23 protein-coding genes, 1 tRNA gene and 1 pseudogene are annotated in these 23,729 nt (G+C 51.9%); 4 read left to right on the top strand and 21 right to left on the bottom strand.

Annotated features, from left to right (window positions below; genetic code table 11):
- The 4 genes from purK to ppiB form a co-directional block, all read right to left on the bottom strand.
- Positions 1 to 1,053: 5-(carboxyamino)imidazole ribonucleotide synthase (gene purK / locus RTM06_RS02045; protein WP_312179601.1), on the bottom strand; the 1,053-nt coding region annotated here is incomplete at its 3' end.
- Complete coding sequence (gene purE, locus RTM06_RS02050) at positions 1,050 to 1,559, bottom strand: 5-(carboxyamino)imidazole ribonucleotide mutase (protein ID WP_312179603.1); 510 nt, start codon at positions 1,557 to 1,559, stop codon at positions 1,050 to 1,052. The genes purK and purE, both read right to left, overlap by 4 nt.
- Positions 1,560 to 1,690: 131 nt before the next feature.
- Complete coding sequence (locus RTM06_RS02055) at positions 1,691 to 2,407, bottom strand: UDP-2,3-diacylglucosamine diphosphatase (protein WP_312179605.1); 717 nt, start codon at positions 2,405 to 2,407, stop codon at positions 1,691 to 1,693.
- Complete coding sequence (gene ppiB / locus RTM06_RS02060) at positions 2,407 to 2,901, bottom strand: peptidylprolyl isomerase B (RefSeq protein WP_008103818.1); 495 nt, start codon at positions 2,899 to 2,901, stop codon at positions 2,407 to 2,409. The genes RTM06_RS02055 and ppiB overlap by 1 nt, the downstream gene beginning before the upstream one ends.
- A gap of 272 nt (positions 2,902 to 3,173) precedes the next feature.
- Here ppiB and cysS point away from each other — a divergent pair, with 272 nt between their 5' ends.
- Together cysS and RTM06_RS02070 are read left to right on the top strand one after the other, a co-directional pair.
- Complete coding sequence (cysS, locus tag RTM06_RS02065; RefSeq protein WP_265299660.1) at positions 3,174 to 4,559, top strand: cysteine--tRNA ligase; 1,386 nt, start codon at positions 3,174 to 3,176, stop codon at positions 4,557 to 4,559.
- Between the two features lie 32 nt (positions 4,560 to 4,591).
- On the top strand, positions 4,592 to 5,680 hold the full coding sequence (locus RTM06_RS02070) for an AAA family ATPase (RefSeq protein WP_312179608.1): 1,089 nt from the start codon (positions 4,592 to 4,594) through the stop codon (positions 5,678 to 5,680).
- Positions 5,681 to 5,709: 29 nt separating this feature from the next.
- Here the strand turns inward: RTM06_RS02070 and ybcJ are convergent, their stop codons facing one another.
- Both ybcJ and folD read right to left on the bottom strand, forming a co-directional pair.
- Positions 5,710 to 5,922, bottom strand: a complete 213-nt coding sequence (gene ybcJ / locus RTM06_RS02075; RefSeq protein WP_007890771.1) for a ribosome-associated protein YbcJ — start codon at positions 5,920 to 5,922, stop codon at positions 5,710 to 5,712.
- Positions 5,922 to 6,788, bottom strand: coding sequence for a bifunctional methylenetetrahydrofolate dehydrogenase/methenyltetrahydrofolate cyclohydrolase FolD (folD, locus tag RTM06_RS02080; protein ID WP_061717422.1), 867 nt, complete (start codon positions 6,786 to 6,788; stop codon positions 5,922 to 5,924). Before folD ends, ybcJ begins: the two co-directional genes overlap by 1 nt.
- A 175-nt stretch (positions 6,789 to 6,963) precedes the next feature.
- On the opposite strand from folD, the gene RTM06_RS02085 reads away from it, so the two are divergent.
- Entirely contained in the window at positions 6,964 to 7,467 is a 504-nt protein-coding gene (locus RTM06_RS02085) for a DUF1198 family protein (RefSeq protein ID WP_312179612.1), read from the top strand.
- Between the two features lie 95 nt (positions 7,468 to 7,562).
- Positions 7,563 to 7,639, top strand: a tRNA-Arg gene (locus RTM06_RS02090).
- Between the two features lie 15 nt (positions 7,640 to 7,654).
- Here RTM06_RS02090 and RTM06_RS02095 read toward each other — a convergent pair.
- The 15 genes and pseudogenes from RTM06_RS02095 to RTM06_RS02165 form a co-directional block, all read right to left on the bottom strand.
- Positions 7,655 to 7,819 (bottom strand): annotated as a pseudogene (locus tag RTM06_RS02095) (integrase); the annotation flags it as partial.
- Between the two features lie 245 nt (positions 7,820 to 8,064).
- On the bottom strand, positions 8,065 to 8,451 hold the full coding sequence (locus RTM06_RS02100; RefSeq protein WP_312179614.1) for a hypothetical protein: 387 nt from the start codon (positions 8,449 to 8,451) through the stop codon (positions 8,065 to 8,067).
- A gap of 75 nt (positions 8,452 to 8,526) precedes the next feature.
- Positions 8,527 to 10,275 carry a restriction endonuclease subunit S gene (locus RTM06_RS02105; RefSeq protein ID WP_312179616.1) on the bottom strand — a complete coding sequence of 583 codons (1,749 nt, stop codon included), beginning with the start codon at positions 10,273 to 10,275 and terminating at the stop codon, positions 8,527 to 8,529.
- Entirely contained in the window at positions 10,275 to 11,753 is a 1,479-nt protein-coding gene (locus RTM06_RS02110; protein ID WP_312179724.1) for an N-6 DNA methylase, read from the bottom strand. Before RTM06_RS02110 ends, RTM06_RS02105 begins: the two co-directional genes overlap by 1 nt.
- 73 nt (positions 11,754 to 11,826) lie before the next feature.
- Entirely contained in the window at positions 11,827 to 14,259 is a 2,433-nt protein-coding gene (hsdR, locus tag RTM06_RS02115; RefSeq protein WP_312179618.1) for an EcoAI/FtnUII family type I restriction enzme subunit R, read from the bottom strand.
- Positions 14,260 to 14,485: 226 nt separating this feature from the next.
- The gene (locus tag RTM06_RS02120; RefSeq protein ID WP_312179620.1) at positions 14,486 to 15,250 is read right to left on the bottom strand and encodes a hypothetical protein; all 765 of its coding nucleotides are present in this window, start codon (positions 15,248 to 15,250) and stop codon (positions 14,486 to 14,488) included.
- A gap of 22 nt (positions 15,251 to 15,272) precedes the next feature.
- Positions 15,273 to 15,485 (bottom strand): hypothetical protein, encoded by a 213-nt coding sequence (locus tag RTM06_RS02125; protein WP_312179622.1) that lies wholly within the window; start codon positions 15,483 to 15,485, stop codon positions 15,273 to 15,275.
- A 42-nt stretch (positions 15,486 to 15,527) separates the two neighbouring features.
- Positions 15,528 to 16,289, bottom strand: coding sequence for a type VI secretion system baseplate subunit TssG (tssG, locus tag RTM06_RS02130; protein ID WP_312179624.1), 762 nt, complete (start codon positions 16,287 to 16,289; stop codon positions 15,528 to 15,530).
- Positions 16,286 to 18,070, bottom strand: coding sequence for a type VI secretion system baseplate subunit TssF (gene tssF / locus RTM06_RS02135; RefSeq protein ID WP_312179626.1), 1,785 nt, complete (start codon positions 18,068 to 18,070; stop codon positions 16,286 to 16,288). The genes tssG and tssF overlap by 4 nt, the downstream gene beginning before the upstream one ends.
- Positions 18,071 to 18,077: 7 nt before the next feature.
- Complete coding sequence (locus RTM06_RS02140; RefSeq protein ID WP_312179628.1) at positions 18,078 to 18,479, bottom strand: hypothetical protein; 402 nt, start codon at positions 18,477 to 18,479, stop codon at positions 18,078 to 18,080.
- A complete protein-coding gene (locus RTM06_RS02145; RefSeq protein ID WP_312179630.1) occupies positions 18,464 to 19,783 on the bottom strand; it encodes a phosphatase PAP2/dual specificity phosphatase family protein in 1,320 nt (439 codons plus the stop codon). The genes RTM06_RS02140 and RTM06_RS02145 overlap by 16 nt, the downstream gene beginning before the upstream one ends.
- Before the next feature lies 1 nt (position 19,784).
- Positions 19,785 to 21,539 (bottom strand): bifunctional alpha/beta hydrolase/class I SAM-dependent methyltransferase, encoded by a 1,755-nt coding sequence (locus tag RTM06_RS02150; RefSeq protein ID WP_312179632.1) that lies wholly within the window; start codon positions 21,537 to 21,539, stop codon positions 19,785 to 19,787.
- On the bottom strand, positions 21,536 to 22,168 hold the full coding sequence (locus RTM06_RS02155; protein WP_137385334.1) for a lysophospholipid acyltransferase family protein: 633 nt from the start codon (positions 22,166 to 22,168) through the stop codon (positions 21,536 to 21,538). The genes RTM06_RS02150 and RTM06_RS02155 overlap by 4 nt, the downstream gene beginning before the upstream one ends.
- A 9-nt stretch (positions 22,169 to 22,177) precedes the next feature.
- Positions 22,178 to 23,107 (bottom strand): phosphatidate cytidylyltransferase, encoded by a 930-nt coding sequence (locus RTM06_RS02160; protein WP_312179637.1) that lies wholly within the window; start codon positions 23,105 to 23,107, stop codon positions 22,178 to 22,180.
- The gene (locus tag RTM06_RS02165; protein WP_312179639.1) at positions 23,100 to 23,702 is read right to left on the bottom strand and encodes a CDP-alcohol phosphatidyltransferase family protein; all 603 of its coding nucleotides are present in this window, start codon (positions 23,700 to 23,702) and stop codon (positions 23,100 to 23,102) included. Before RTM06_RS02165 ends, RTM06_RS02160 begins: the two co-directional genes overlap by 8 nt.
- Positions 23,703 to 23,729: the final 27 nt, after the last annotated feature.

Consider the following 23,729-nt stretch of genomic DNA (forward strand, 5'->3'; position numbering starts at 1 on the left):
AACCGCCCACGCAATCCCGCTCGCATACGCTTCCGGCAACAACGGCACCAGCGCATTCAAGGCTGACGCAAGGCGCCCACGATCGCTATCGGTCAGATTAAGATGCCCAACCTTGCGGCCTTCACGCACCTCTTTGTCGTACCAATGCAGATGCACCAGCGGCTGTTGCAGCCACGCCAGATTCACATCGGTACCAATCAGATTCACCATCACCGACGGCGCAAACACCACCGGTTTTGGCAGCGCCAAACCTAACACCGCACGCAGATGCAGCTCGAACTGGCTGATGGACGCGCCATTCTGCGTCCAGTGACCGCTGTTGTGTACGCGTGGAGCTAGTTCGTTGATCAGCAAACCTTCAGGCGTAATGAAACACTCCATCGCCATCACGCCAACATACTTCAGCTCATGCATGATGGCGCTGAGCATCGCTTCTGCCTGCTGTTGCTGTGCGGCATCGGCCTGCGGGAAGGCCACGCTGGTGCGCAGAATGCCGTCCTGATGCAGGTTATGCGTCAGCGGATAGAATACCGTGCTGCCATCGTGTCCGCGCGCGCCGACCAGCGACACTTCGCCGCTGAAATTAATGCCCTGCTCAACGATACATTCACCGTAGCACTCATCCGGCAGCGTGTCGGTTTCATTGGCTCGCAAACGCCACTGACCACGGCCGTCATAGCCGCCAGTACGACGCTTCACAATCGCCAGTTCGCCCAAGGTGCTGAAAACGTTTGGCCACTCGGCTTTATCGGCCAGCAGCTGCCACGGCGCGGTGGCGAGGTTTAGCTGATCCAGCAGCTGTTTTTGCGTCAGGCGATCGGCCAGACGCGGGAAAATATCGCGATTCACAAAGGCCGGATGGCTCGCCAGTTCGCGGGTTAACGCGGTTTCCGGCCAGCGCTCAATCTCAGCGGTGATCACGCTTTCGGCGATCGGCAGCGCAGAAGGTTCCGCATCCAGACCCACCGGATACACCGCGATGCCCAGCGGTTCACCTGCCTGGCGCAGCATGCGGCCTAACTGACCATTTCCTAATACGCAAACCGGTTTCATGCGTCCTCCCGCGGATCCGGATTGTTCAGCACTTCATCAGTCTGCGTTTGACGCCAGTTGGCGATGCGCGTTGACAGCGCGCTGTCGTGGATCGCCAGAATCTGCGCGGCCAGCAGGGCAGCGTTGGCGGCACCGGCTTTACCAATCGCCAGCGTACCGACCGGAATACCGCGCGGCATCTGCACGATGGAGTAGAGGCTATCGACGCCGCTCAGCGCCGCGCTTTGCACTGGCACGCCCAGCACCGGCACCAGCGTTTTCGCGGCCAGCATGCCCGGCAAATGGGCAGCACCGCCGGCACCGGCGATGATCACCTGAAAACCGTTGTCGGCTGCGGTTTCCGCGAAGCTGAACAGTTTGTCGGGCGTACGGTGAGCTGAGACCACTTCAACGTGGAAGGGAACATCCAGGCTGTTAAGAATTTCCTCGGCGAACTGCATGGTAGCCCAGTCACTTTTGGAACCCATGACAATGGCGATACGGGCCGGGGTGGCGTTGGATGACATGCGGTCAACTCCTGTGAATATGCAAACGAACCTGGCCGGGCGGGCAGGCGAAGAAGGGCACAGAGAATAGCATGAGATGGCAGCAAGGAAAACGGTTGCGTAGGCGGAAAACGGGCATTGATGCCCGGATTTCAGAAGGGGAATTCGATCAGGCTGACGCCGCTGGCATCAAGCTGAATCATCGATCCGTTCTCATGCCAGGCACCGAGCACCGCGCGCTGGGCGTTTTCGCCGTGCAGCGTGAAGGGATGAATGGCGGGACGATGCGTGTGGCCGTGAATCAAAATCGGCACCTGCTGGCGCGTCATCGTGGCTTCCACTGCGGACTGATTAACGTCCATGATGCTGACCGACTTGTGCTGATTCGCCTGCTTGCTGCCATTTCGCATACGCGCGGCAATGCGCACGCGCAGACGCAGCGGCAACGCGAGGAACAGACCCTGCAACCAGCGCTGATGCACTTTGGCGCGAAAACGCTGATAACCTTCATCATCGGTGCACAAGGTATCGCCATGCATGATCAACACACGATGTCCGTAAAGATCGAGCACCTTTTCTTCCGGCAGCAGCGTCATTCCAGAGGCGCGCGCAAAACGCTGGCCGAGCAGGAAATCGCGATTGCCGTGGATAAAGAATTTAGGCACCGGCAGCGCCTTGAGCGCCGCAGCGATGTGCTGATGCAGCGGATTGGGATCGTCGTCGCCGATCCAGGCTTCAAACAGATCGCCGAGGATGTAAAGCGCATCGCACGCGCGCGCTTCTCCCTGCAAAAAATGCAGAAAACCGGCAGTAATTGCCGGTTCTTCATGACACAGATGCAGATCTGCGATAAACAGCGTGCGCGACATTACTCGCTAACAGTCACTTTCTGGATGACAACGTCTTCAACCGGAACGTCCTGATGCATGCCGCTGCGGCCGGTTTTCACCGCTTTGATTTTCTCAACCACGTCCATGCCTTCAACCACTTCAGCGAACACGCAGTAACCCCAGCCTTGCAGGCTTTCGTCACGGAAGTTCAGGAAGTCGTTGTCTGCCACGTTGATGAAGAACTGGGCAGTGGCAGAGTGTGGCGCCTGAGTACGCGCCATCGCCAGCGTGCCTTTGGTGTTTTTCAGGCCGTTGTTCGCTTCGTTGCGGATGTCTGCTTTGGTATCTTTCTGCTTCATGCCAGGCTCAAAACCGCCGCCCTGAATCATGAAACCGTTGATTACGCGATGGAAGATAGTGTTATCGTAAAAACCTTCCGCGCAGTATTCCAGGAAGTTCTTCACGGTAGCCGGCGCTTTGTCATCGAAAGTTTTAATTACGATATCGCCATGGTTCGTCTGGAAAGTGACCATTATTTTCTTCCTGTCAAGGTTGTCGTCAGTATCAACTGCCACGCCAGCAAGGCGGCGAGGCATTTTTGTAGACGCTTCTTATATCACAATTTCCAATAACGCGTCAGTAACCGGACGGCAGTTGGCAACCGAGCGATGCACAAGTCAGAAAAATACGGCACAATAACCGGCTGGTTAGGTTACGTAGGGTCGCCATTTATGGTGACCGTATTAAACCAAATGCACATTTATCACGTTCGAATCCCGCACACGTAAATAAACGGAACCGTTCAATGCTAAAGATTTATAACACCCTGAGTCGACAGAAAGAGGAATTCAAACCCATTCATGCCGGTCAAATCGGTATGTACGTGTGTGGTATCACGGTTTACGACCTCTGTCATATCGGCCATGGGCGTACGTTTGTGGCATTCGACGTGGTGGCGCGTTATCTGCGTTACGTGGGCTATCAGCTGAAGTATGTGCGTAACATCACCGATATCGATGACAAAATCATCAAACGTGCCAATCAAAACGGTGAAAGCATTGAAACGCTGACCAACCGCATGATCGCCGAAATGCACAACGATTTCGCCGCACTCGGCATTCTGCCGCCGGATCTGGAGCCGCGCGCCACCCGTCATATCGATGAGATCATCGAGCTGGTCGGCACGCTGATTGAACGTAAGCACGCCTACGTGGCGGACAACGGCGACGTGATGTTCGACGTGTTGAGCGACAAAGATTATGGCGCGCTGTCGCGTCAGGATCTGGAGCAGCTGCAGGCCGGTGCGCGCGTCGAAGTGGCGGATGTGAAGCGCAATCCGATGGACTTCGTGCTGTGGAAGATGTCTAAAGCCGACGAACCGGCGTGGAATTCGCCGTGGGGCAACGGCCGTCCAGGCTGGCACATCGAGTGTTCGGCGATGAACTGCAAACAGCTCGGCACCCATTTCGACATTCACGGCGGCGGTTCGGACCTGATGTTCCCGCACCATGAAAACGAAGTGGCGCAATCCACCTGTGCGCACGATGGCCCGTATGTAAATTACTGGATGCACTCCGGCATGGTGATGGTTGATCGCGAGAAGATGTCGAAATCGCTGGATAACTTCTTCACCGTGCGCGATGTGTTGCAGCACTACGATGCCGAAACCGTGCGTTACTTCCTGATGTCGGGTCACTATCGCAGCCAGCTCAACTACGGCGAAGATAACCTCAATCAGGCGCGTGCCGCGCTCGAGCGCTTGTACACCGCGCTGCGTCATACCGATGCCAACGCCACGGCGGCGGGTGGCGAAGCGTTTGAGGCGCGTTTCCGCACCGCGATGGATGACGACTTCAACACGCCGGAAGCCTATTCGGTGTTGTTCGATATGGCGCGTGAAGTGAATCGTTTGAAAACCGAAGACAAAGCCTCCGCTGATGCGCTGGCGGCGAAACTGCGCCAGATCGCTAACGTGCTCGGCATTCTGCAGCAGGATCCCGAGCAGTTCCTGCAAAGCGGTGCGCAGGTGAATGACGATGAAGTGGCGGAAATTGAGCATTGGGTGAAAGCCCGTTCCGACGCGCGTGCAGCCAAAGATTGGGCGCAGGCGGATGTGGCGCGCGATAAGCTCAATGAGTTGGGCGTGATCGTTGAAGATGGGCCGCAAGGTTCCAGCTGGCGACGCAAATAACCGGAGAGGGCGAGAAATCGCCCTTTTTTATTATGGTGATTGAACAGATTCATATTCACGGCTTCCGCTCGGTGCGCGATCTTACGCTGCCGCTGCAGCAGCTCAACGTGGTCAGCGGCCCCAACGGCTGCGGCAAATCCAACCTGTATAAAGCGGTGCGACTGCTGCACGAAGCGGCGAGCGGACGCTTAGCGCTGGCGCTGGCGGAAGAGGGCGGCATTCAGAAAGCGATGTGGGCGGGCGGATTGCGGCGCGGCGATCGTCGCCACGATCCCAAGCGTTTGATCATGGCGGTGGTGATGGACGATATGGATTATCAGCTCGATATCGGTTTTCCTGAGCCGTCTCCGACTCTCTTCAGCCTTGATCCGCTGGTGAAAGAGGAGCGCATCTGGATGAGTGGTCAGCGACGTCGCCCTTCCTCGTGCATTTTGCAGCGGCAAAATCAAACCGCGTTTCTGCATAACGTCGAGGGTGAACGCGTGACCTACCCGGCGGTTTTGCACCCGGAAGAGTCGCTGTTTGGGCAACTGGGCGAACCGCATCTTTATCCCGAGCTTTCTCAGGTGCGCGAAAGGTTGCAGAAATGGCGCTTCTACCACGAGTTTGCCGTGTGGCCAGGTTCGCCAATTCGTGCGCCGCAGATAGGCGTGCGTGCGCCGATTCTGGCGCATGATGGCAGTAATTTAGCTGCCGCATGGGCGACTATTAATGAAGTCGGGCATCGCGAATTGCTGCATCAAGTGATGGCCGAAGCGTTCCCTGACACCGAATTTCACGTTGATGTGCAGAATGGACGTTTTCAGATGCTGATGTCTCGGCGTGGGATTTTGCGTCCGCTGGAGAGCGCTGAGTTCTCGGATGGCACGCTGCGCTTTTTGTGTTTGGTGGTGGCGCTGCTCAGCCCGCGTCCGCCAGCGTTTATGGCGCTGAATGAACCGGAGAACAGTTTACATGAAGATTTGTTGCCCGCGCTGGCGCGACTGATTGCCGAAGCCAGCCAGTTCAGCCAACTGTGGATCACCAGCCATTCACCGAAACTGGCCAAACTGATTGCGCAACATACGGCGGTGAATCATATCGAGCTGGAGCAAATAGAAGGGGAAACCCGCGTCTTGTAGGGTCGCCATTCATGGCGACCGCCACCTAATTACGCAACAACCGTAATCTTGAAACCAGCAAACTCAACCTTCTGGCCTTCAACAATCTTGCAGCGCTTACGCGTTTCAACCGCGCCATCGACGCGCACTTCGCCTTCCGCGATCACGGCTTTCGCCTGCGCACCGCTTTGCACCCAACCTTCGAGTTTCAGCAGGTCGCACAAATCAACGTGGGCATGTTTACCGAGAGAAAAACTGGCCATTATGCCTCCTCAATGTCGTGAAATTCTTCACACGCCGTCAGCGTGTTTTGGATCAATGTAGCGACCGTCATTGGACCGACGCCGCCTGGAACCGGCGTGATATACGAGGCGCGCTCAGAAGCCGCTTCGAACTCCACATCGCCGACCACTTTGCCGCTGTCGAGACGGTTGATACCCACATCAATCACTACCGCGCCCGGCTTGATCCAGTCGCCTGGAATAAAGCCCGGCTTGCCGACCGCCACCACCAGCAGATCGGCGTGCTCAACGTGATGACGCAGATCTTTGGTGAAACGGTGCGTCACGGTGGTGGTGCAACCGGCCAGCAGCAGCTCCATGCTCATCGGACGGCCAACGATATTCGATGCGCCAACCACCACGGCGTTCAGGCCGTAAGTATCGATATTGTAGCGCTCCAGCAAGGTGACGATGCCGCGCGGCGTACAAGGACGCAGCTTCGGCGCGCGCTGGCACAGACGACCGACGTTGTACGGATGGAAGCCATCCACGTCTTTGTCCGGCACGATGCGCTCCAGCACTTTGACGTTATCAATGCCGGCTGGCAGCGGCAGCTGCACCAGAATGCCGTCGATGTCGTTGTCGTTGTTGAGCGTATCAATCAGCTCCAGCAGCTCGGCTTCGCTGGTGGTGGCCGGCAGATCGTATGAGCGGGAGATGAAGCCCACTTCATCACAAGCACGACGTTTGCTGGCGACATAGATCTGTGAAGCCGGGTTTTCACCCACCAGCACAACTGCCAAACCGGGCGCACGTTTACCGGCCGCCAGACGCTGCTGTACTTTTTCGGCAACCTCAAGGCGCACCTGCTGCGCAATCGTTTTACCGTCAATAATTTTTGCTGCCATCAGAGAGGAAATCCATCTGTAGAGGGTTAGATCGGGGATGGCGCCTATTCTGTCAGAAGCGCGTGCGGCTGTCAGGTGGAGATTCGCCATCAACCCCGCTTTCCCGATTTTTCGCCGTGGCGCCCGCCCGCGTTAGCGCTTATGATGCCCGGCAGTGAATGAGATGGATGACGTGATGATTTGGTTAATTCTCGCCACGCTGGCGGTGGTGTTCGTGGTAGGTTTTCAGCTGCTGACGGCCAGCTCGCGCCATGCGGTGCAGGCGCTCAATAAACGGTTGCAACTGCCGCCGGTGCATATCGAATCGATGCTGTCGCTGATGGGCAAAGAGGCGGCAAAAGAGTTTACCGATTACATCGCGGGCGATAACGACACGCATCTGCACAATGGCGCGGCGGTGCTGCTGATTTGGCAGGTGCTGATTGTCGATGGCAGCGACGAAAATAGGCAGCGCTGGCATGGCATTTTGAGCCGGGCTGGGTTTTCAGCGTTGATTTCGAGGCAGCAGCTGTTGCTGGCGTTGGGGTTCTTGCGCCTGCTGGAGCCAGACAGCCAGGAACTGCATGCGCTGCGCGACCAGTACAATGCGCACTTCACGCAGCAAGGGATTGAGCTGGAAGGCGAAACCGAGCAGGGCGGGAATCTGGTGTCGATGAGCGAGTGGCGCAAGCGGCATTAAGGGGTTTTGGTTAATCTGGCAGCACTCCGCTTAAGTTCAAGGGCAAAAACGTTGACGCGCGAGCCGCTGGACGTATAATCCGACCCAATCACTATGCGCCCTTAGCTCAGCTGGATAGAGCACCGGCCTTCTAAGCCGTAGGTCACAGGTTCGAATCCTGTAGGGCGTACCAATTACTTTCAATGACTTACTCCAGCTTCAATCCTGCCTGATTTTCCCCTTGTGTCGTATTTGTGTCGTAACCTCCCAAAAGTGAGTCAATTTTGCGCGTTCTCCGCTAAATGATTCAGTGGCTACGCGCGTAACGACGAACCATCTCAATATTTTCGCATCCCCCCATTATGTTGATGACGAAGGTTATTAAATCATCAAGGATGTGCTCGATAGTGAAGTTGTTAATTGAAATCGATAAAGAGTGCTGAGGATATTATTTGGCAGTTATGGCGATTCACCACTAAAAAAATCATGAAAACGAAGTCATAAAATATGCTATCGAAATAATTTACAAACAAGTTGGGCTGATGGGGCATGGCAGTAATTGAGCTGTCAACCGCTAATTGAATTAATTCTATAAATCGCCCGCAGGCGGTTTCTTTATTAGCATTTCCCTATAACATCGCCGACAAAAGACTTTGTACCATCTAAATCATCGATGAAACCAGTTCTTGTCAATGTGTAAAATACCTTTTTATCATCATCAGAAATATTCCATGTTTCAACGGTGCGGCTCTGCCCATTAAGGAAGGTACCTAAAACTGACTTGCGATTGAGTCCAACGTAGTTAAGGTCGCTGTTTGTTACGGACGAGTGTTCTTTATCAGCAATTACATGAAATATTTTTCCTGAGAAGGCATCTTCAGAGTATCTATATGATTGTGATTTTATGGCGCTCATGCCATGAAGATTGCCGACAATCCAACAGTCCGCATATGAATTAAATACTGAAAAAGAAAATACGTAAGCTATTATTAATTTGAGTTTCATCTATTATATTTCCTGCTGAAAGTGTGGCGCTCACTGAAATAATGTTCTGTCGCGAGCACCGGCATCGTCTTACCCTTAGTTTAATGCTGCGTCGGTGAGCGCATCCGCTAGATAGAGACGGGTATGTTGAGCTGATTTCAGGCGGGATTGTAAAATGTCACAAATATCATTAAGTTGCTTCACTTTGTTAATAACCCGCTGTTGCTCTTTTATTGGAGCCAGAGGAAATATAAAGCTTCTAACTTTTTTCCCATTTAGCGCTGGCTGCGCCCCACCGTGTCCATCTCCCCTATGAGACAAATACTTACTTTTCGCCCAGATCCAAACATATTCTGGCTCGACAAACGCTTGATTGAAAACAAAAGCAGCAACATTTTGGTTAGTACATGCGTCAATGCCTAAAATTGCTGTCTGGCCTCGCGTTTTTCCTTGCCCTATAATTGCCATTAGTAAGCTTCCAGCTGGAATCATACTTGTGCTCGAATTTTTAAAACCCTCAGATGTTATTTTTTCTTTTGTATCTAAAATAACTTCATTGGCAACTTCCCCAGAGCTAACCCAAGGGATATCTCCATTCCAATATTTTTTTTCAGATCTATCCGGAGTACTTCCCAACCTTATATCAGCAAAATCCTGAACAACAATATTTAACCAAGAATGGGGTAATGTGGTGGGTTCGCCCAATGGTTCAACTGGAGGATGCTTTTTAAATTCACCTTTTTTTACCAGTTGCGTTTTTTCCTGCTCAATCCGTTTAAGCAGTTCAGAAGCCGGTTCATCGTTAGGATCTTGCGGCACCAGTTTACCCATTACCGCTAGTTGTAGAATGGTTTGCTTAAGCGCATCGATACTCGCTTCGGTAGTAAATAGCGTGTCGAAATGCTGGCTAATTCGCGCCCAGTTGTCGGCGAGTTCTTCAGCATTCTGGCTATCGCTCAGCGTTGCCAGAATGGTTTCCACCAATTGCTGATGGGCATCCAAGTTGGTGAGCGACTGCTGTTCCAGTTGGTCGCAGAAGGACATGAGTTCTGTAACTCTATAATTTATTCTTTCTTGTTCTGAACTTGAGGCTAAAGGGATGAGCAACTCATTAAATTTTGAAGTAGATATCCCACCAATTATACCCGTCATAAAGGATTCAAATTTTAAGAAGAATGACGGTGAAAGAAAATTCGAAAGAATATAAATGGGCTCAACTCCAGGATAACATTCATTTGCAAAGAGCTTATTTCCAAAGCAAATGTCTTGCGTTGTAATTCCACATTTTTTTCCTGCGCTACCTCCCTCGGCACAAATTAAAACCGCCCCTTTAGTTGCCACTTTAAAATTACCAGTGCCATGTGGAATTGCAATCCCATTTTTATAATCTAAATCCTCGAATCCATAACCAACATCTTTGGTTGCTATGAAAGGTATTCCTTCAGCATTAGAGTATTTATTCTCTTTTTCAGAAGAGCTGATGCTATTACCATTAAAAATATGAGCGATGTCTCCTAACCTCACCCATTCCCACCCCTCCGGCAACTCAAATGACTTCTCATCTTCACGAATATCCGGCAGCAGCTTCTGCTTTTTAATCTTCCCTTGCTTTACCAGCTCGGCTTTCTTGGCAGAAATGCGCTTTAACAATTCAGCAGCCGGTTCATCGCTCGGGTCCTGCGGCACCAGTTTTCCTCTTACCGCCAGTTCCAGAATCAGCTCGCGCAGTTTCTTAATGCCATAGAGGTCTATTTTGCCGTTACTGCCACGCCCTGCCGTGGAGCGGGTTTGCAGCGCAGAGGACCAGATATCGATATGGTCGGTGATCAGCTTCTCAACATTCATCAGTTCGCCCCCTTGTTGCCTGCCAGCGCAGCGCCAAGGATGTCGCGTAACTGATTACGTAGCCCGCTGATTTCTGCCTGTTGTGTCTGATACTGCGCCAGCAATTCATCCGGGTCATGGCTGATAATTTCGCCTTGATACGGGTTCTTGATATCCAGGTTGAAATTGCGCGCGATGATGTCGTCGATACTGACTTTCCATGCCTGGTTGCTCTCTTCACGGCTGGCAAAACCGTCGGCTTCATTGCCCCACCAATCGATTTCCGTCTGGAACTCTTCAAACTTCATTGGGCGAGTTTTGCTGTAATTCTTCACACCTTCTGGGTAAGGGTGTTCGTAGAACCAAATATCCTTAGTCGGCTGGCCTTTGGTGAAAAACAGAATATTGGTTTTAATACCGGTATACGGGTTAAAAACGCCGTTCGGCAAACGCACGATGGTGTGCAGGTTACAATCTTCCGTAAGCAGCTTTTTAATCTTGGTTTTAACACCCTCGCCAAATAGCGTGCCATCCGGCAGAACGACAGCAGCGCGACCTTGGTCCGCCAGTACTTCCACAATCAGTTGCAGAAAGAGATCAGCGGTTTCGCGCGTTTGCATTTCAGAAGGGAAGTTTTTCTCAATACCGTCTTCTTCTGTACCACCAAACGGCGGGTTGGTAACGATGACATCGAATTGCTCGTCCCAGGAAGAGAGCGGCTTACTTAGCGTGTTGTCATGGCGAATCTGCACCGGGACTTCAATACCGTGCAGCAGCATATTGGTGGTACAAAGCAAGTGCGGGAGCTGTTTCTTCTCAACACCGTGAATCTGCTTCTGCAGCATTTGGTGATCCTCGGTGTTGTGGACGTAATTATCTCGGATGTGATCAACGGTACAGGCCAGAAATCCGCCGGTGCCGCAGGCAGGATCAATAACACGCTCGCCCAATTTAGGGTCGATGCGATTAACCATAAAGCGAGTAACTGCACGTGGTGTATAGAATTCACCGGCGTTACCTGCGCTCTGCAGATCACGCAGAATTTGTTCGTAGATGTCGCCAAACAGATGGCGTTCATTACTGTCACCGAAATTGATCTCGTTAAGTTTATTGATCACCTGACGCAACAGCGTGCCGTTTTTCATGTAGTTATAGGCATCGCTGAAGGCTTCCCGCACCACAAAGCCTCGTGGATTTTTATCGCGCGGCGCAGTCAGGTTTTTCAGGGCAGGGAAGAGATCATCATTTACAAATTCAAGCAGCGCGTCGCCCGTGATGCCTTCTGCATCAGCTGCCCAGTTGCGCCAAAGATATCTTGCAGGAACAGGCAGACGATATTCTTCAGCATCCATTTCCAGCTCAAGCTCTTCTTCCTGAGTATCGAAAATTTTCAAAAACAGTAGCCATGAAAGCTGACCCAAGCGCTGCGCATCGCCATCCACACCGGCATCTTTACGCATGGTGTCCTGTAAGGACTTGATCACTGAACTGATAGACATGTTTGTTGCGGTTTCCGTAATAAAAAAAGTCTGCCACCGTGTATTTGCCACGATGACAGACATTGAAAGAGGATCAGGCCGAGCGAGGGGGCAGATCGTAGATTTCTTTTTCCAAATCGCTAACGGCACTCATGTAGCTTTCCTTGTCACCAAAGTTCTTTTTGATGATTTCTAAAGGGCGGCCCATGGTATCAAAAGGACGGAGCTTCAGTACCTGGATATCTTCGATTTCTTTCACGCCAGCATCGGCATATTTGTCGAGCAAGCTACTCAGCACCGCTTGCGCAGATTCAGAATACTTAGTGAAGTAGTTGCGCTTGCGTACGTTATCTGCGCGTTCACGGCGAGTGAGAGGCGGTTGTCCGTATACGACATGGCAAAGCATATCAAAGGGATCCAGATCTTTGCCGACTTCTTCCGTCAGTACATCCCAGATAATGCCTTGCTGTTCCAGCTCTTCGATAATGGCCTGCTTACGCTCAGCACCTTGCCAACGCTGAACAAAGTCATCTAATGATGCGCACTCTTTCATCAGCGTGCGGCGGGTGTAATCCTTGAAAGATTCGGTGACCAGCTTACCGTCAGCGTCGTAATACTGAACACGCTTAGATATCACGTTAACAGCCACACCTCTTACGTAAAACTTCTTGCGTCGTTCTTCGTCAGTTTCCGGCACTTCACCCTCAGGTTCCGCTTCCATTGCAAAGCCAGATGGATAACTCGGTGATGTAACTTCTGCGTGGTCAGTTTGACTACCGGCATCCAGCGCTTCGTCTTCTAGTTGTTCATCAAAATCGGAATCAGGATCGGCAACCTCTTCTTGCGTAGTGGTTATGACTTTCACTGGCAAGCCATCGAAGCGCTCATCTGCGAATAGCTCAGTCGCTTTTCGGAAATCCAGTATGGTAAACCACAGCTTGTTGTAGCGTTCATCGATGCGTGTACCGCGTCCAATGATCTGCTTGAACTTGGTCATCGACTGGATATTCTGCTCAAGCACTACCAGCTTACAGGTTTTTGCATCTACCCCAGTTGTCATCAATTCCGATGTTACGGTGATGACCGGATATGGCTTTTTCGGATTAATAAAATTATCGAGCTGGTTTTTGCCCTCAATCTCATCACCTGTGATGCGCATGATGTATTTGTCGTTTTCTTTCATTTGCGCGGCGTTGAGATTCACCAGCGCACGCCGCATCCGCTCTGCATGGGGAATGTCATTACAAAAGACGATAGTTTTATCCATTGGATTGGTGCGCTTGAGGTAATCCGTGATTGTTTCCGCTACCAGTTGGGTGCGCTCATCAATGACTAAGTTGCGATCGAAATCTTTTTGGTTGTAGATGCGGTCTTCTATCAACTCACCATTTTTATCGACTTCCCCTTTCGATGGACGCCAACCTTGCAAGTCTACATTGATATCGACGCGTACCACTTTATAAGGAGCGAGGAAGCCATCTTCAATACCTTGTTTAAGCGAATATGTATAAACCGGCTCACCGAAGTAATCGGTGTTTGAGACTTCATGCGTTTCCTTCGGTGTGGCAGTTAAGCCAACTTGTGTTGCACTGCTGAAATATTCCAATATTTCGCGCCAGGCACTGTCGTCAGCGGCGCTGCCACGATGGCATTCGTCAATTATGATCAGGTCGAAAAAGTCACGGGCAACTTGCTTATACGCCTTATCTTGCTCTTCAGGTCCAGTCAATGCCTGATATAGCGCCAGATGAATTTCATAAGCGGGATCAACCGTGCGGCCAATGATTTTTGTCATAGCCTGGCCGAAAGGCTGGAAATCGTTGATGCGGGTTTGATCTACCAGAATGTTACGATCGGCTAGAAATAGAATGCGTTTCTTATGTTTGCCTTTCCACAATCGCCAGATGATTTGGAACGCTGTATACGTTTTTCCGGTTCCAGTAGCCATTACCAACAATATGCGACTTTGGCCTGCTGAGATAGCCTCAAGGGTTTTATTGATTGCCTGAAGCTGATAATAGCGTGGTGACTTATCAGAACCATCATCATGGTAATCCTGGGAGATGATAGGCAACTGTTCGGCGGTATAACCTTTCCAGATACAGAACTTTTCCCATAACTCAGCAGGAGTGGGAAAATCATCAAGTGTAATTTCACGCTCCAGCTGAGTAGGGTGAGTTTTATCGTGAAAGATGAAGCCATCGCCGTTGGAGGCGAATATGAATGGCACTTCTAACAAAGCGGCATAGCCCAATCCTTGTTGCATGCCTCTACCGATTTCATGCTGGTTTGCTTTCGCTTCAATGACTGCCAACGGTATACCGGGCTTGTGATAGAGAACTATGTCGGCAGATTTCACTTTTTGGCGGGATGCTAACTTGCCACGAACGACGACTTTGCCATCTCGTAGCTTCACCTCCTGACGAATCTGCGTCATGTCATCCCAACCAACCGCTTTGACTGCTGGTAGGATGAATTTCGTTACGATGTCGGTTTCAGTCAGTTGAGCTTTGTTCACGCCAGCCATAGCATTTCCGGTTAGGTTGAGTTCATGAAAGTTTGATGATTTTTACACAAATCAGGCGTTTCGTTAATGCCTTTCACTAATACAATACGCGTTGGACATTTTTTACAAAACTAAGCCAAATTTAAAGCTGCTTATTATTTGAGGTTCATCAGCATCGAGCTTCTACGAGGCGCAATTTTACTATCGTGATGGATGGTACATTCCAAGATTGTAACTCTCTGGACGATTAATCATAAAAGTGATGTAGCATTTGCGTGTCTGTGCGCAAGTATCGGCTCTGCCAGTTTAGCTTCTGCTGTTGTTCTGTCTGAATAACAGCTTCCTCACGCAATTTTTGTTGCAGCCATGGAGAAAATGTTCTGTAAAAAATCCTTGCTCTCCTGAATTTTTCAAACTGGCTCATCATGAACAGAATCCAAAATACATTTAAACAATAGGCGGACATAGCGAGTGCAATGAAAAATACTTGTTCGTTCCCAGATGAGCTTTTAGCTATATCTGCAAATATAAACAGAGCAGTGAAAAGAGTCAGCGAAATGAAAGTGACGAATGCAAGTTGGTTACCCCTTAGCTTCTTATATCTTTTATTGTAATTATTAAACGAGTCGTTCTGAATGTCCTTGATGCAAGGGGTTTTAATAAAACCTTGGAAATCTCGGTCTTCATAGCTGATATTTCGCTCTCTGAGGAATGTCAAAAGTAGTTCGTTTATTTTTACCGAATACTGCATTCCTATTACCTCATAAAGTGCCTTAACAGCATTATCCGTGGCAGTGTTTATACTTTTTGCATAAAGATCGGAAATGCAGCTAAGCGCTTTTGCTCTTTTTTCAGTGATAGTGGCCTTCTCAGCATAATGAATGCCTGCCAATCTTTTTATAATGGGCCACGCGGATTTTATTAACCCAAGAATAAGTACGCCTAGAGATAACTTAAGAGGTTCGATGCTTATTAAAGTTGAAAGGTTAATTGTTGACTTCATTTCTTCCATTTATTCACTCTCAATGTTTATATTATTTAACATTATTTCTACGCAGTTTTCCGACTTTAATCCGCACCGTTTCCGTCATCGCACTCAGATTATCCTCCCTCAGCCCCAGCATCATGTTGTATCCGTTGAACAACCCGGCATCGCCCAGCCGCGGCACTGGCAATAATCTAGTGGGAATCGTCAGCCAAAACCGCAAATCATAGTCACAGCCCAAATAGGTGCGCAGCAGCGCCATTACATCCTGTCTGAGCTGTCCGTCAGGCATCCAACCCTTTGCCTAAGCAGGATCGTCTGTTGAAAGCTCAACCCGTGAGCAGTAATCAGCCACGCGGGTTTCATCGCCCAGTATCGGATTCTGATCAAGCGTCATGCCACTGTGCATTGCAAGCCGGGCGCGTTTTGCCACCGGCATCGTCACCGGATGGTGCGCTAACACCTCAACTTTGGTATTCGGTGCCTGGCTGTTGATTACCGCTGCGATGCCTTCAGCTGTGTGCGTGGTATGCAGTAGCGGTTTAAGTATCGCCAGCAGGCGTGATGACGGTTGGTCGCCGCTGTGGGTAATGCCGGTCAGCGCCATCAGGCTTTGCGACACCGTATCGGTACCGCCCGGCTCAAAGGTAGCCGGATAGCTGTATTTGCGCCAAATGCGGTAAAACTGCGTCATCAGCCGGTGATTGAAGATATCCAGAAACGCCGCCATCGCATCAGCTCCGTCACGCCCTTGGTTGATATCATCAATGATGCTGGTGGGCAGCGGCGAATCCACACCGTACAAACCGAAGAAGTTGGTTCTGACCGTTGGCGGCGCATCCGGATTATCGGCGTCAATTTCCGTGCGTTTTAGCTCCCCGGCGGGAAAGCCCAAATGCGGATTTGGACGAAATCGCACCGGATCACTCTCAGGTGTGCGGCCTGTGCCGAGGCGGCTGCCGGCCGTCTGCTCCAGCAGCTGGCAGAAGCGGTAAAAGTTGTACCGCGCGGTCTGGTCATTGCCGTTATCGTCCAGCCAGAACGGTTTGTTGTTTTCGTCGCTCACATCAGCACCCTGTCAATGCGTCGCTCCGGCCAGGCCCACTCGGTGCCCGAAGCGGTCAGCAGCACCGTCAGCTGGGTAAAGCGCACAACGCTGGCGTACTGCGTCAGAAACTGCTCCAGCAGCTCGCAGAACAGGCGGGCATCGCCAGTGCCGCTGAACTGGGTTTCATCGAGCGCCACGCGAATACGCACGCCGTGCCAGTGATAGGAGGCGTTATAGTCCTGACGCCAGCTCACGTGAAGAATACCGCTGATGCGACGACGGTTGTTATCGTCATTACTCCAGTCAAACAGCGTCAGCACCGCTCGGAGGCTTGCAGCGTCGTTAATCATCTGGCTCAGGGCGCGCGGATGCAGCAGCGACATCACATGCCACTGATACAACTGCGTGGTTGGCGGGTAATAAGGCATAGAAGGGGGATGACGCGTTGTGCACTGCAACGTCAGGTTGCCGGTGACCGCGCTTCCATCAAATACGGCTTTCTCCAGCGCCATACGCGGATAGTTACCATTGGTGCAGGTGATGTTCATAAACAGCGTGGCATCATCCTCGACCCGATCGGTCTCGCTTTCATCGCCGCCCAGCATCAGCAAGGTTTCATAAAGACCGCTGACACCACGCCAGATGCGCGTATGGAAATATCGCGCCGGCCAGGACTCTTTGCGTTGCAACATGCCACTTTTTTGCCGGAAATGCCGATACGGCACATAACGCCGCTTATCCAGTGTTTCGCTGGCGGCGACTTCATCAACACTATAAATCTCAGTGTGCCGATCGCGCAGGCGGTGCGGACGCAGACGATAATCGAGCACCGCAGGCTTCACCTTTAGCGGCTCGGCGTTCAGCGTAAACAGGTTAATCACCGGTACGCAGTGAATACGCAGCGCGTCCGCCGGTAGGGAAATATCACGCGGAAGTGGCTGACTAAGGTGAATATCGAGAATCACCTCGCGGCAGCTTTCGTTGAAGAGAAGTGTGTTGAGCCCCGAAAGAGTAAAGAAGGCGTAGCGAGCCGGAAAACTAAAATATTCCAGCAGCGGGCGCACTTCACCGCACAAGGCTGGGCTATCGCTTTCCGGCCAGACCGATTGCCAGTGCTGTTGCCAGCGGGCGCGGATGTCGCCACTAAATGGTTTTGGATCCCAATTATCGCTCTGCGGCTGACGAACAGTAATTCTTTCAATTTGGTTGGTTAGAGCCTGATACATCATCGACTGCACCGGGCGATCTCCGTGGATGTAGAGCGGAATATCGCTGAGATCGATTTGGCTCGGATCGGCCTGAGGGCTGAGTGTAAACCGCAGGGAGATCATCTGGTGTCCATCAGGATGGAAGGGCGTCGTTATCTCGCCCAGCGTCAGCGGATGCAATTTCAGCGCATCGGTCGTGCGATACGGGCAGCATTGGCCAGTGATATCCATCGGTCGGGTCAGCAGCGTTGTGCCTGCCGGCAGCACCGCATCACGAACCTGAGCGACTATATCGGGCGTAAGTTCCACCACTGACATTGATGGCAGCGTGCGGTTCACCACGGGCAGCAGATGCCCGAGCAGCGGCTCTGTTAGCTCCGGAATATCGTCATCAATCTTACGACGCATCTGCGCCATCATCAGCGAGAAGCCCTGAAACAGTTGCTCGACCGAGTCATCCATCTTCAGAGATTTTCCGTCTACACCCAGTCGCCGTCCCGCCTCAGGATATTCCTCAGCAAACTCCTGCGCAGCGGCTTTCAGATAACGCATTTCGCTATCGAAATATTTTAGAAAATCATGATCGTTCATTGTTCACCTACTCAACCAGCGTAAGTGCCAGAAAACTCACTGAGCAGAGTGAAACCAACCACAATAACAGCAGTGAGATCATTGCCCGGTAAAACATGACTCTTGTTCCGTGCAGGCGATCTGCCAGAGAACGCGGGCGGGCAAATTTTTTCGGCCACAGCTGCGCCATGCCCCGGTCAAACTCAGCAAGGTCGTCTTCGTTGTTGAGCAATGCGAAGAGCCGTTCATCAAGCCATAAACGCCAGCAGTAGTAGTGTGTGATGAAGAACAACAACATTAACGGCAGACTCAGCGCGGAGTAAATAAGGCTGAGTATCAGCGCCAACGGCGGCAGTGTCAGCGCGGCAAAGTAGCGCCAGCTTGCCAGATGAATTTGCACAATTCGGTTGGTCATCATGATGTCTGACATAGCTGTTCCTTGCTGAAGGCTTCCAGGATTTCAATGTGTGCAGGGGTGAGAACAATCTGCGGGCGTCGGGAATGGATGAATTCAACGGCCTGAGCGACAGACGTTGCGTGCCCTTCCGCCAGCAGCCACGCCGCAACCACCGTGGCACTGCGCGATAAACCCAGCGCGCAGCAAACCAACACCTTGTCACTTTCCCGGTGCAGTTGCTGAAGCTGTCTTACCGCAGTGCACAAAGGCTCAATGTCTGGCACCAACAGATCCATTAGCGGATAGGCCAGCCATCTCTGTGCGTTCCGGTTGCCTTTATGTAATTCTGCGGTCAGATCAAAAACTGCCAACTCTTGCTGCGCCTTGTCCGGAAACCTGCCCAGCGATACGCCAGCGGCAATCTCATTACTTTGCGCGGTATGCCGGGAAAACCAGCAGCGGGATATCCTCACGCCTGTCAGATAGGGTAAAAGCAGCAAGCGTGCGGAGAGTGGTAAGTTGCCGCAACGGCTTTTCTGGAATACCGTCACGCCCAATCCGGCATAGCCCGCAGCCACTGCCAGCAGCGCCATGGCAGGCCACAGCAGCAAATAACCACAGGGAATCGCTGCGCCAGCCAGTAAAAACAGCATTCCACCCAGGCAGTATTTACCCGCAAGACGTCGCGCGTGCAGAGTTGGCCGCTGCCAGCGCCATTCGCCTCTAATCGGAATCAGGTAGCTGATGATCACCGCGACCACAATCCCGCTAATGACATCGATAAAATGGTGCTGCCAGGTGGTCAGTACGGAGACAGCAATCAGCAGGAACCAAGCGCCCGCAACGATTCTCGCATTGCGATTTAGATGCTGGCGAAAGCGCAGCCAGAGCAGCCAGGTCAGAATGATGTGCAGCGAAGGCGCCTGGTTATAGGGCAAATCAAACTGTTCAAGCTGGCGGAACAACCAGCCGAACGCACCCTGGGTTTCCGGACGTGTGAAGGTAAACTTCAGCGGGAAAAGTAAAAATGCTGCACACGCCACCAGCGATGCCGCAAGCAGGCGATAGCCGTGACGCATCAGCTCTTGTCTTGATGTGCAGATGAACAGTGAAATACCGTAAAGCAGGTCGATGCTCCAGTAAGGCACGATAGTCCAGGGAACAAACGGAATCGAACGTTCCCAGGCAAATACCAGGCTTTCCACATCATCGCGGGTCGCGGTGTAGGTATTCACCTGCCCGTAGCTGAGAAAAAACAGGGGTCCCAGCAACATCAGCCAGCAAAGCCCCTGTTTCCAGGGGCGAAAAGGGCGTTGTGTCAGCAACGATTCAGTCATGCTATTTTCTTACCGCCAGCGACACGGTAAAGATGCCAAACTCATCGATCAGCTGATGGCATTTCTCAAATCCAGCTTCTTCGACCAGCGTGTCCATCTCTTTCTGGCTGCGTACGCGCATCAACCAGGGAATACCGTTCTGGTGGCTGGTTAAGGTCCATGCGATGGTTTTCAACTGCGGATGCCACGGTTGCCCGGTATAAACCAGCACGCCACCCGATGGAATGGCTGCTGCCAACCCGGCCAACGAAGTTTTGATTAATTGGTTGCTCGGGAACAGTTCATACAGGCCGGAGACAATGCCCAGCGTCGGCGCAGGCGCGAGTGTGGCGAGCGAGTCATAATCAAAGGCATTGCCTTTTTTAAACTGCGCGAGGTGGCCTAATTGACGCGCTTCAATCATCGCCTGGCCTTTTTCCACATTCAGATCGCTGTAATCGCGCAGCAAGATGCTCTCAATTCCCGGCTGTTTCTCTAGCGCATCAAGAACGTAGCGGCCATGTCCGGCGGCTATGTCGACCACGCGAACCGGCAAATTGTGCTCTTGCAGTTTTGCGACGCCCTGCGCAATCACCTGCTGGATATTTTCTTTGCGCAGGCGAATGCCGCGCCAGCCAATGCTGTTGAGGTACTGCCTGTCGATGATACGGCCAACAATGCCGGTACCTTCAGGCGTGTTGCGGTAGACATAATCCAGCGTGCTGCCAGAGTCAAAACCGGTTTCATATCCCAGGCGCATGCCTTTAGACAGCCTGCCAATGGTTTTCATGCCAAAACTTAATGAAGCGTAAGACATGCCTTGTAGTGAGCTGCGCTTAGGTGGTGCCTGCAATTCACGGTACGCATCAGCGCCCGGACTCCACTGCTCTTCATGGCTGTAATCGAAGGTGTAAGGTGCAGCGTGGTATAGCTGTTCGATAAACGCCTTCATTTTATCGAAAGCAAGCTGGCGATCCTTTTCACCCAGCGTGTCGTGATAAAAACCTGGCAGAATATGCTGCTCTTTAATGGCGCTACGCAGCCCCTGATAGAATTTTTTCTGCGGTTTGGTGTGCACCACAAAATCATCGCCGGATATCAGCAGCTGTGTTGGCACGGTGATGGCGGCAGAGTCAGAAACAATGCGCTCCGCCGTTTTATACAGATCCAGCAGAATATTCACCGCAATCTGACGGGTGATGAGTTTATCCTGCTCAAAGCTGCGAATGCGCTCTGGGTCGTGGCTGAGAAATTTCCCTTTGACGTAAGAGTTCACATAAAACAGACCGCGAATACGTTGCAGTAAACCCAAACCCGCGCGAGCGAAAGGCACATACAGCTTCACCTTAAACGCTGGAGAGGCCAGCACCATACCGCGAATTTTAGGCGCGTAGTCATGCACCCAGGTAGCAACCAGCACCGCACCGACGCTTTGCGCAATCACAACAATATCTTCAATGCCCACCTTGGCTTGTTCAGCCACAAAGCGAACAAATTCATCGACGTCCTGCACTGAGCGAGCCAGGCTTGGGCTGTAACCTCGCTCTCCCGGCGAATGTCCGTGTCCACGCGCATCCCAGGCGTAAAAATGGGCATCTGGCATCAGCAACTCATCGACAACATGCTGCAAACGTCCTGAGTGCTCATGCCCGCGATGAAATAGCACAATCACTTTTTTGCTCTGCGCATCCTGCGCGGGCCAGTGGCGAAAATAGAGTGATTCACCGTCGCTGGTTGAAAATGATCCTTCCTGAAATAAACGTGCTTCCTGGCTCATGATGATTTCCTTATGGCTTGCTGTTGTAATTCGACAAAACGATTTAATAACGCGCTTTTAAATTCGGCCTTGTTGTCCTGATAACGCAGCGGATCATCGATATAAATATCGATAAAGAACGGCACCGGTATTTTCTGACCTTTACCCATTGAGCGATCCAGCCCGTGCATATAGACCGGAATGATGGGCACATCCGGGCACTGCTGGCTGAGATGCCACAGGCCAGATTTAATTTCTGACAGTTTCCCCGGCTCGCCGCGCGTGCCTTCCGGGAAAATAATCACGATTTTCTTTTCCGCCAGTGCATCGACGCAGGCCTGCAACGGATTAGCCTGATGCGCCCCGCGATATACCGGAATGATGCCAATCACCTTGAGTGCAAACCAACCAACCACTTTGTTTTTTAGGAAGTAATCAGCCGCAGCCACCGGCTGTACATTCACCAGTGTCGAGAGGGGGAACAAGGTGAACAGCGTCAGTACATCCAGATGGCTGTTGTGGTTCGCCACAATGATCGCAGGGCCTGTTTTCGGTAGCTTCTTGCGGTTGGCAACGGCGACACCCAGCCAGATCCACACCACCGGATAAGCGATGCAAAGGGTAAAGAGCCAGCGCAGCATTCGGTTCATGTGCGCCTCCTACACGTAGAAGTAGTAATAGAAGTGGAAGAACAGCGGCGCGGTGTAGATCAGTGAATCAAGTCGATCCAAAATGCCACCGTGTCCGGGCAGCAATTTGCCGGAATCCTTCACACCAAAATCGCGCTTGATCGCCGACATCACCACATCGCCGCAAAAGCCGCTTGCACCAATTATCAACCCAGCACCCAGCGAGTGGAGATAGCTCATCGGTGTCAGCAGTGGACCAAGAATCACGGCCAGCAACATGGTGGTAAAGATGCCACCCAGCAAACCGGCCAGCGTCTTATTCGGGCTGACGTTGGGCGTCACGCGAATCCTGCCCAGCGATTTTCCCCACAGATACTGGGCAATATCATTCAGCTCAGTCAGCGCAACGAGGAAGAACACCAGCAGCGCACCAGCGCTGGCGTCGGCACCGGGTAAAGTCATCAGGTAGGCAACGTGGCTCAGAGCGAACACGGTGGTCATCATGCCCCAGTGCATCACCGATGCAGAGTGCAGAAAACCTTTGGTATCACCGGCAATCACCATGCGAGCGGGCAGGAACAGGAAGATGTAAACCGGGATAAAAATGATGAACATGCCGTACCAGGCCATGCCGGTCCAGAGATATTGCACCGGGATAGCGGCATACATCCACAGCAGCGGCATACTGTCAGAACGCCGCGTGGGTGCTAGCGTCAGATACTCTTTTAACGACAGGAAGCTGATGAAGCCGAAAAAGGTTAGCGCCAGCCACTTCGGCGACAGCATTGCTAACGAGAACAGGCAGATAATGACCCACCAGCTATTAACGCGCTGCTGCAATTCCACCCAGTTGCGTTGTGGGCGGCACTTTCTCAGCACAAAAATAATCAGCGTTGCCAGAATGAGAACGCCGAAGATACCGCCCAGGCAGTAATAAAGCACGTGTCTGGAATCAGCCATTTTTCGCCTCCATCGCATTGCGGCAGCGATTCAGGCTGGTCCAACACAGCAACAGGGAGGCAATAGCAAACAGTGCGTCAGCGTAGCCGATATACTGCGGCCACAGCGCAATCACCAGGCCAAGAGCACCAAAGATAAATGCGCGGTCACTTTTGCCCAACGGACCACGGTAGCTACGGATGCCGTTCAGCGTCTGGCACATCACACCGCAAAATTCGCTCAGCCAGGAAAGTAGCACGACCAGCACAACCAACCAGTGAGAGATGCCTGTAACAAAGGCAAAAGCGAGGTAGAGTGCGGCATCGGAGATAATGTCACCCACCTCGTTGAGGATCGCCCCAAGGGTGGTTTGCTGATTGAATTCCCTGGCTAACATGCCATCAATGGCGTTTAACGCCATGCGGAAAAACAGGAAAACGGGCAGGGTGATAAAAAAGCGTGGGTCGGGGAAACACATCAACAATGCGCCCAATACCACAGAGGTGAGCATGGCAAACAACGTTACCTGGTTCGCAGAGATACCCTGCGCATGTAACCTGACGACCAGCGGTCTTAATAAATTCTGAAACTTCGGTTTTATTTCGTATAGCGTCACTTTGTGGCTCCTGCCGTTTAATTGAAT

Origin of the sequence: Pantoea sp. CTOTU46764, from assembly GCF_031974595.1 — a bacterium.
Lineage (GTDB): Bacteria > Pseudomonadota > Gammaproteobacteria > Enterobacterales > Enterobacteriaceae > Pantoea > Pantoea trifolii.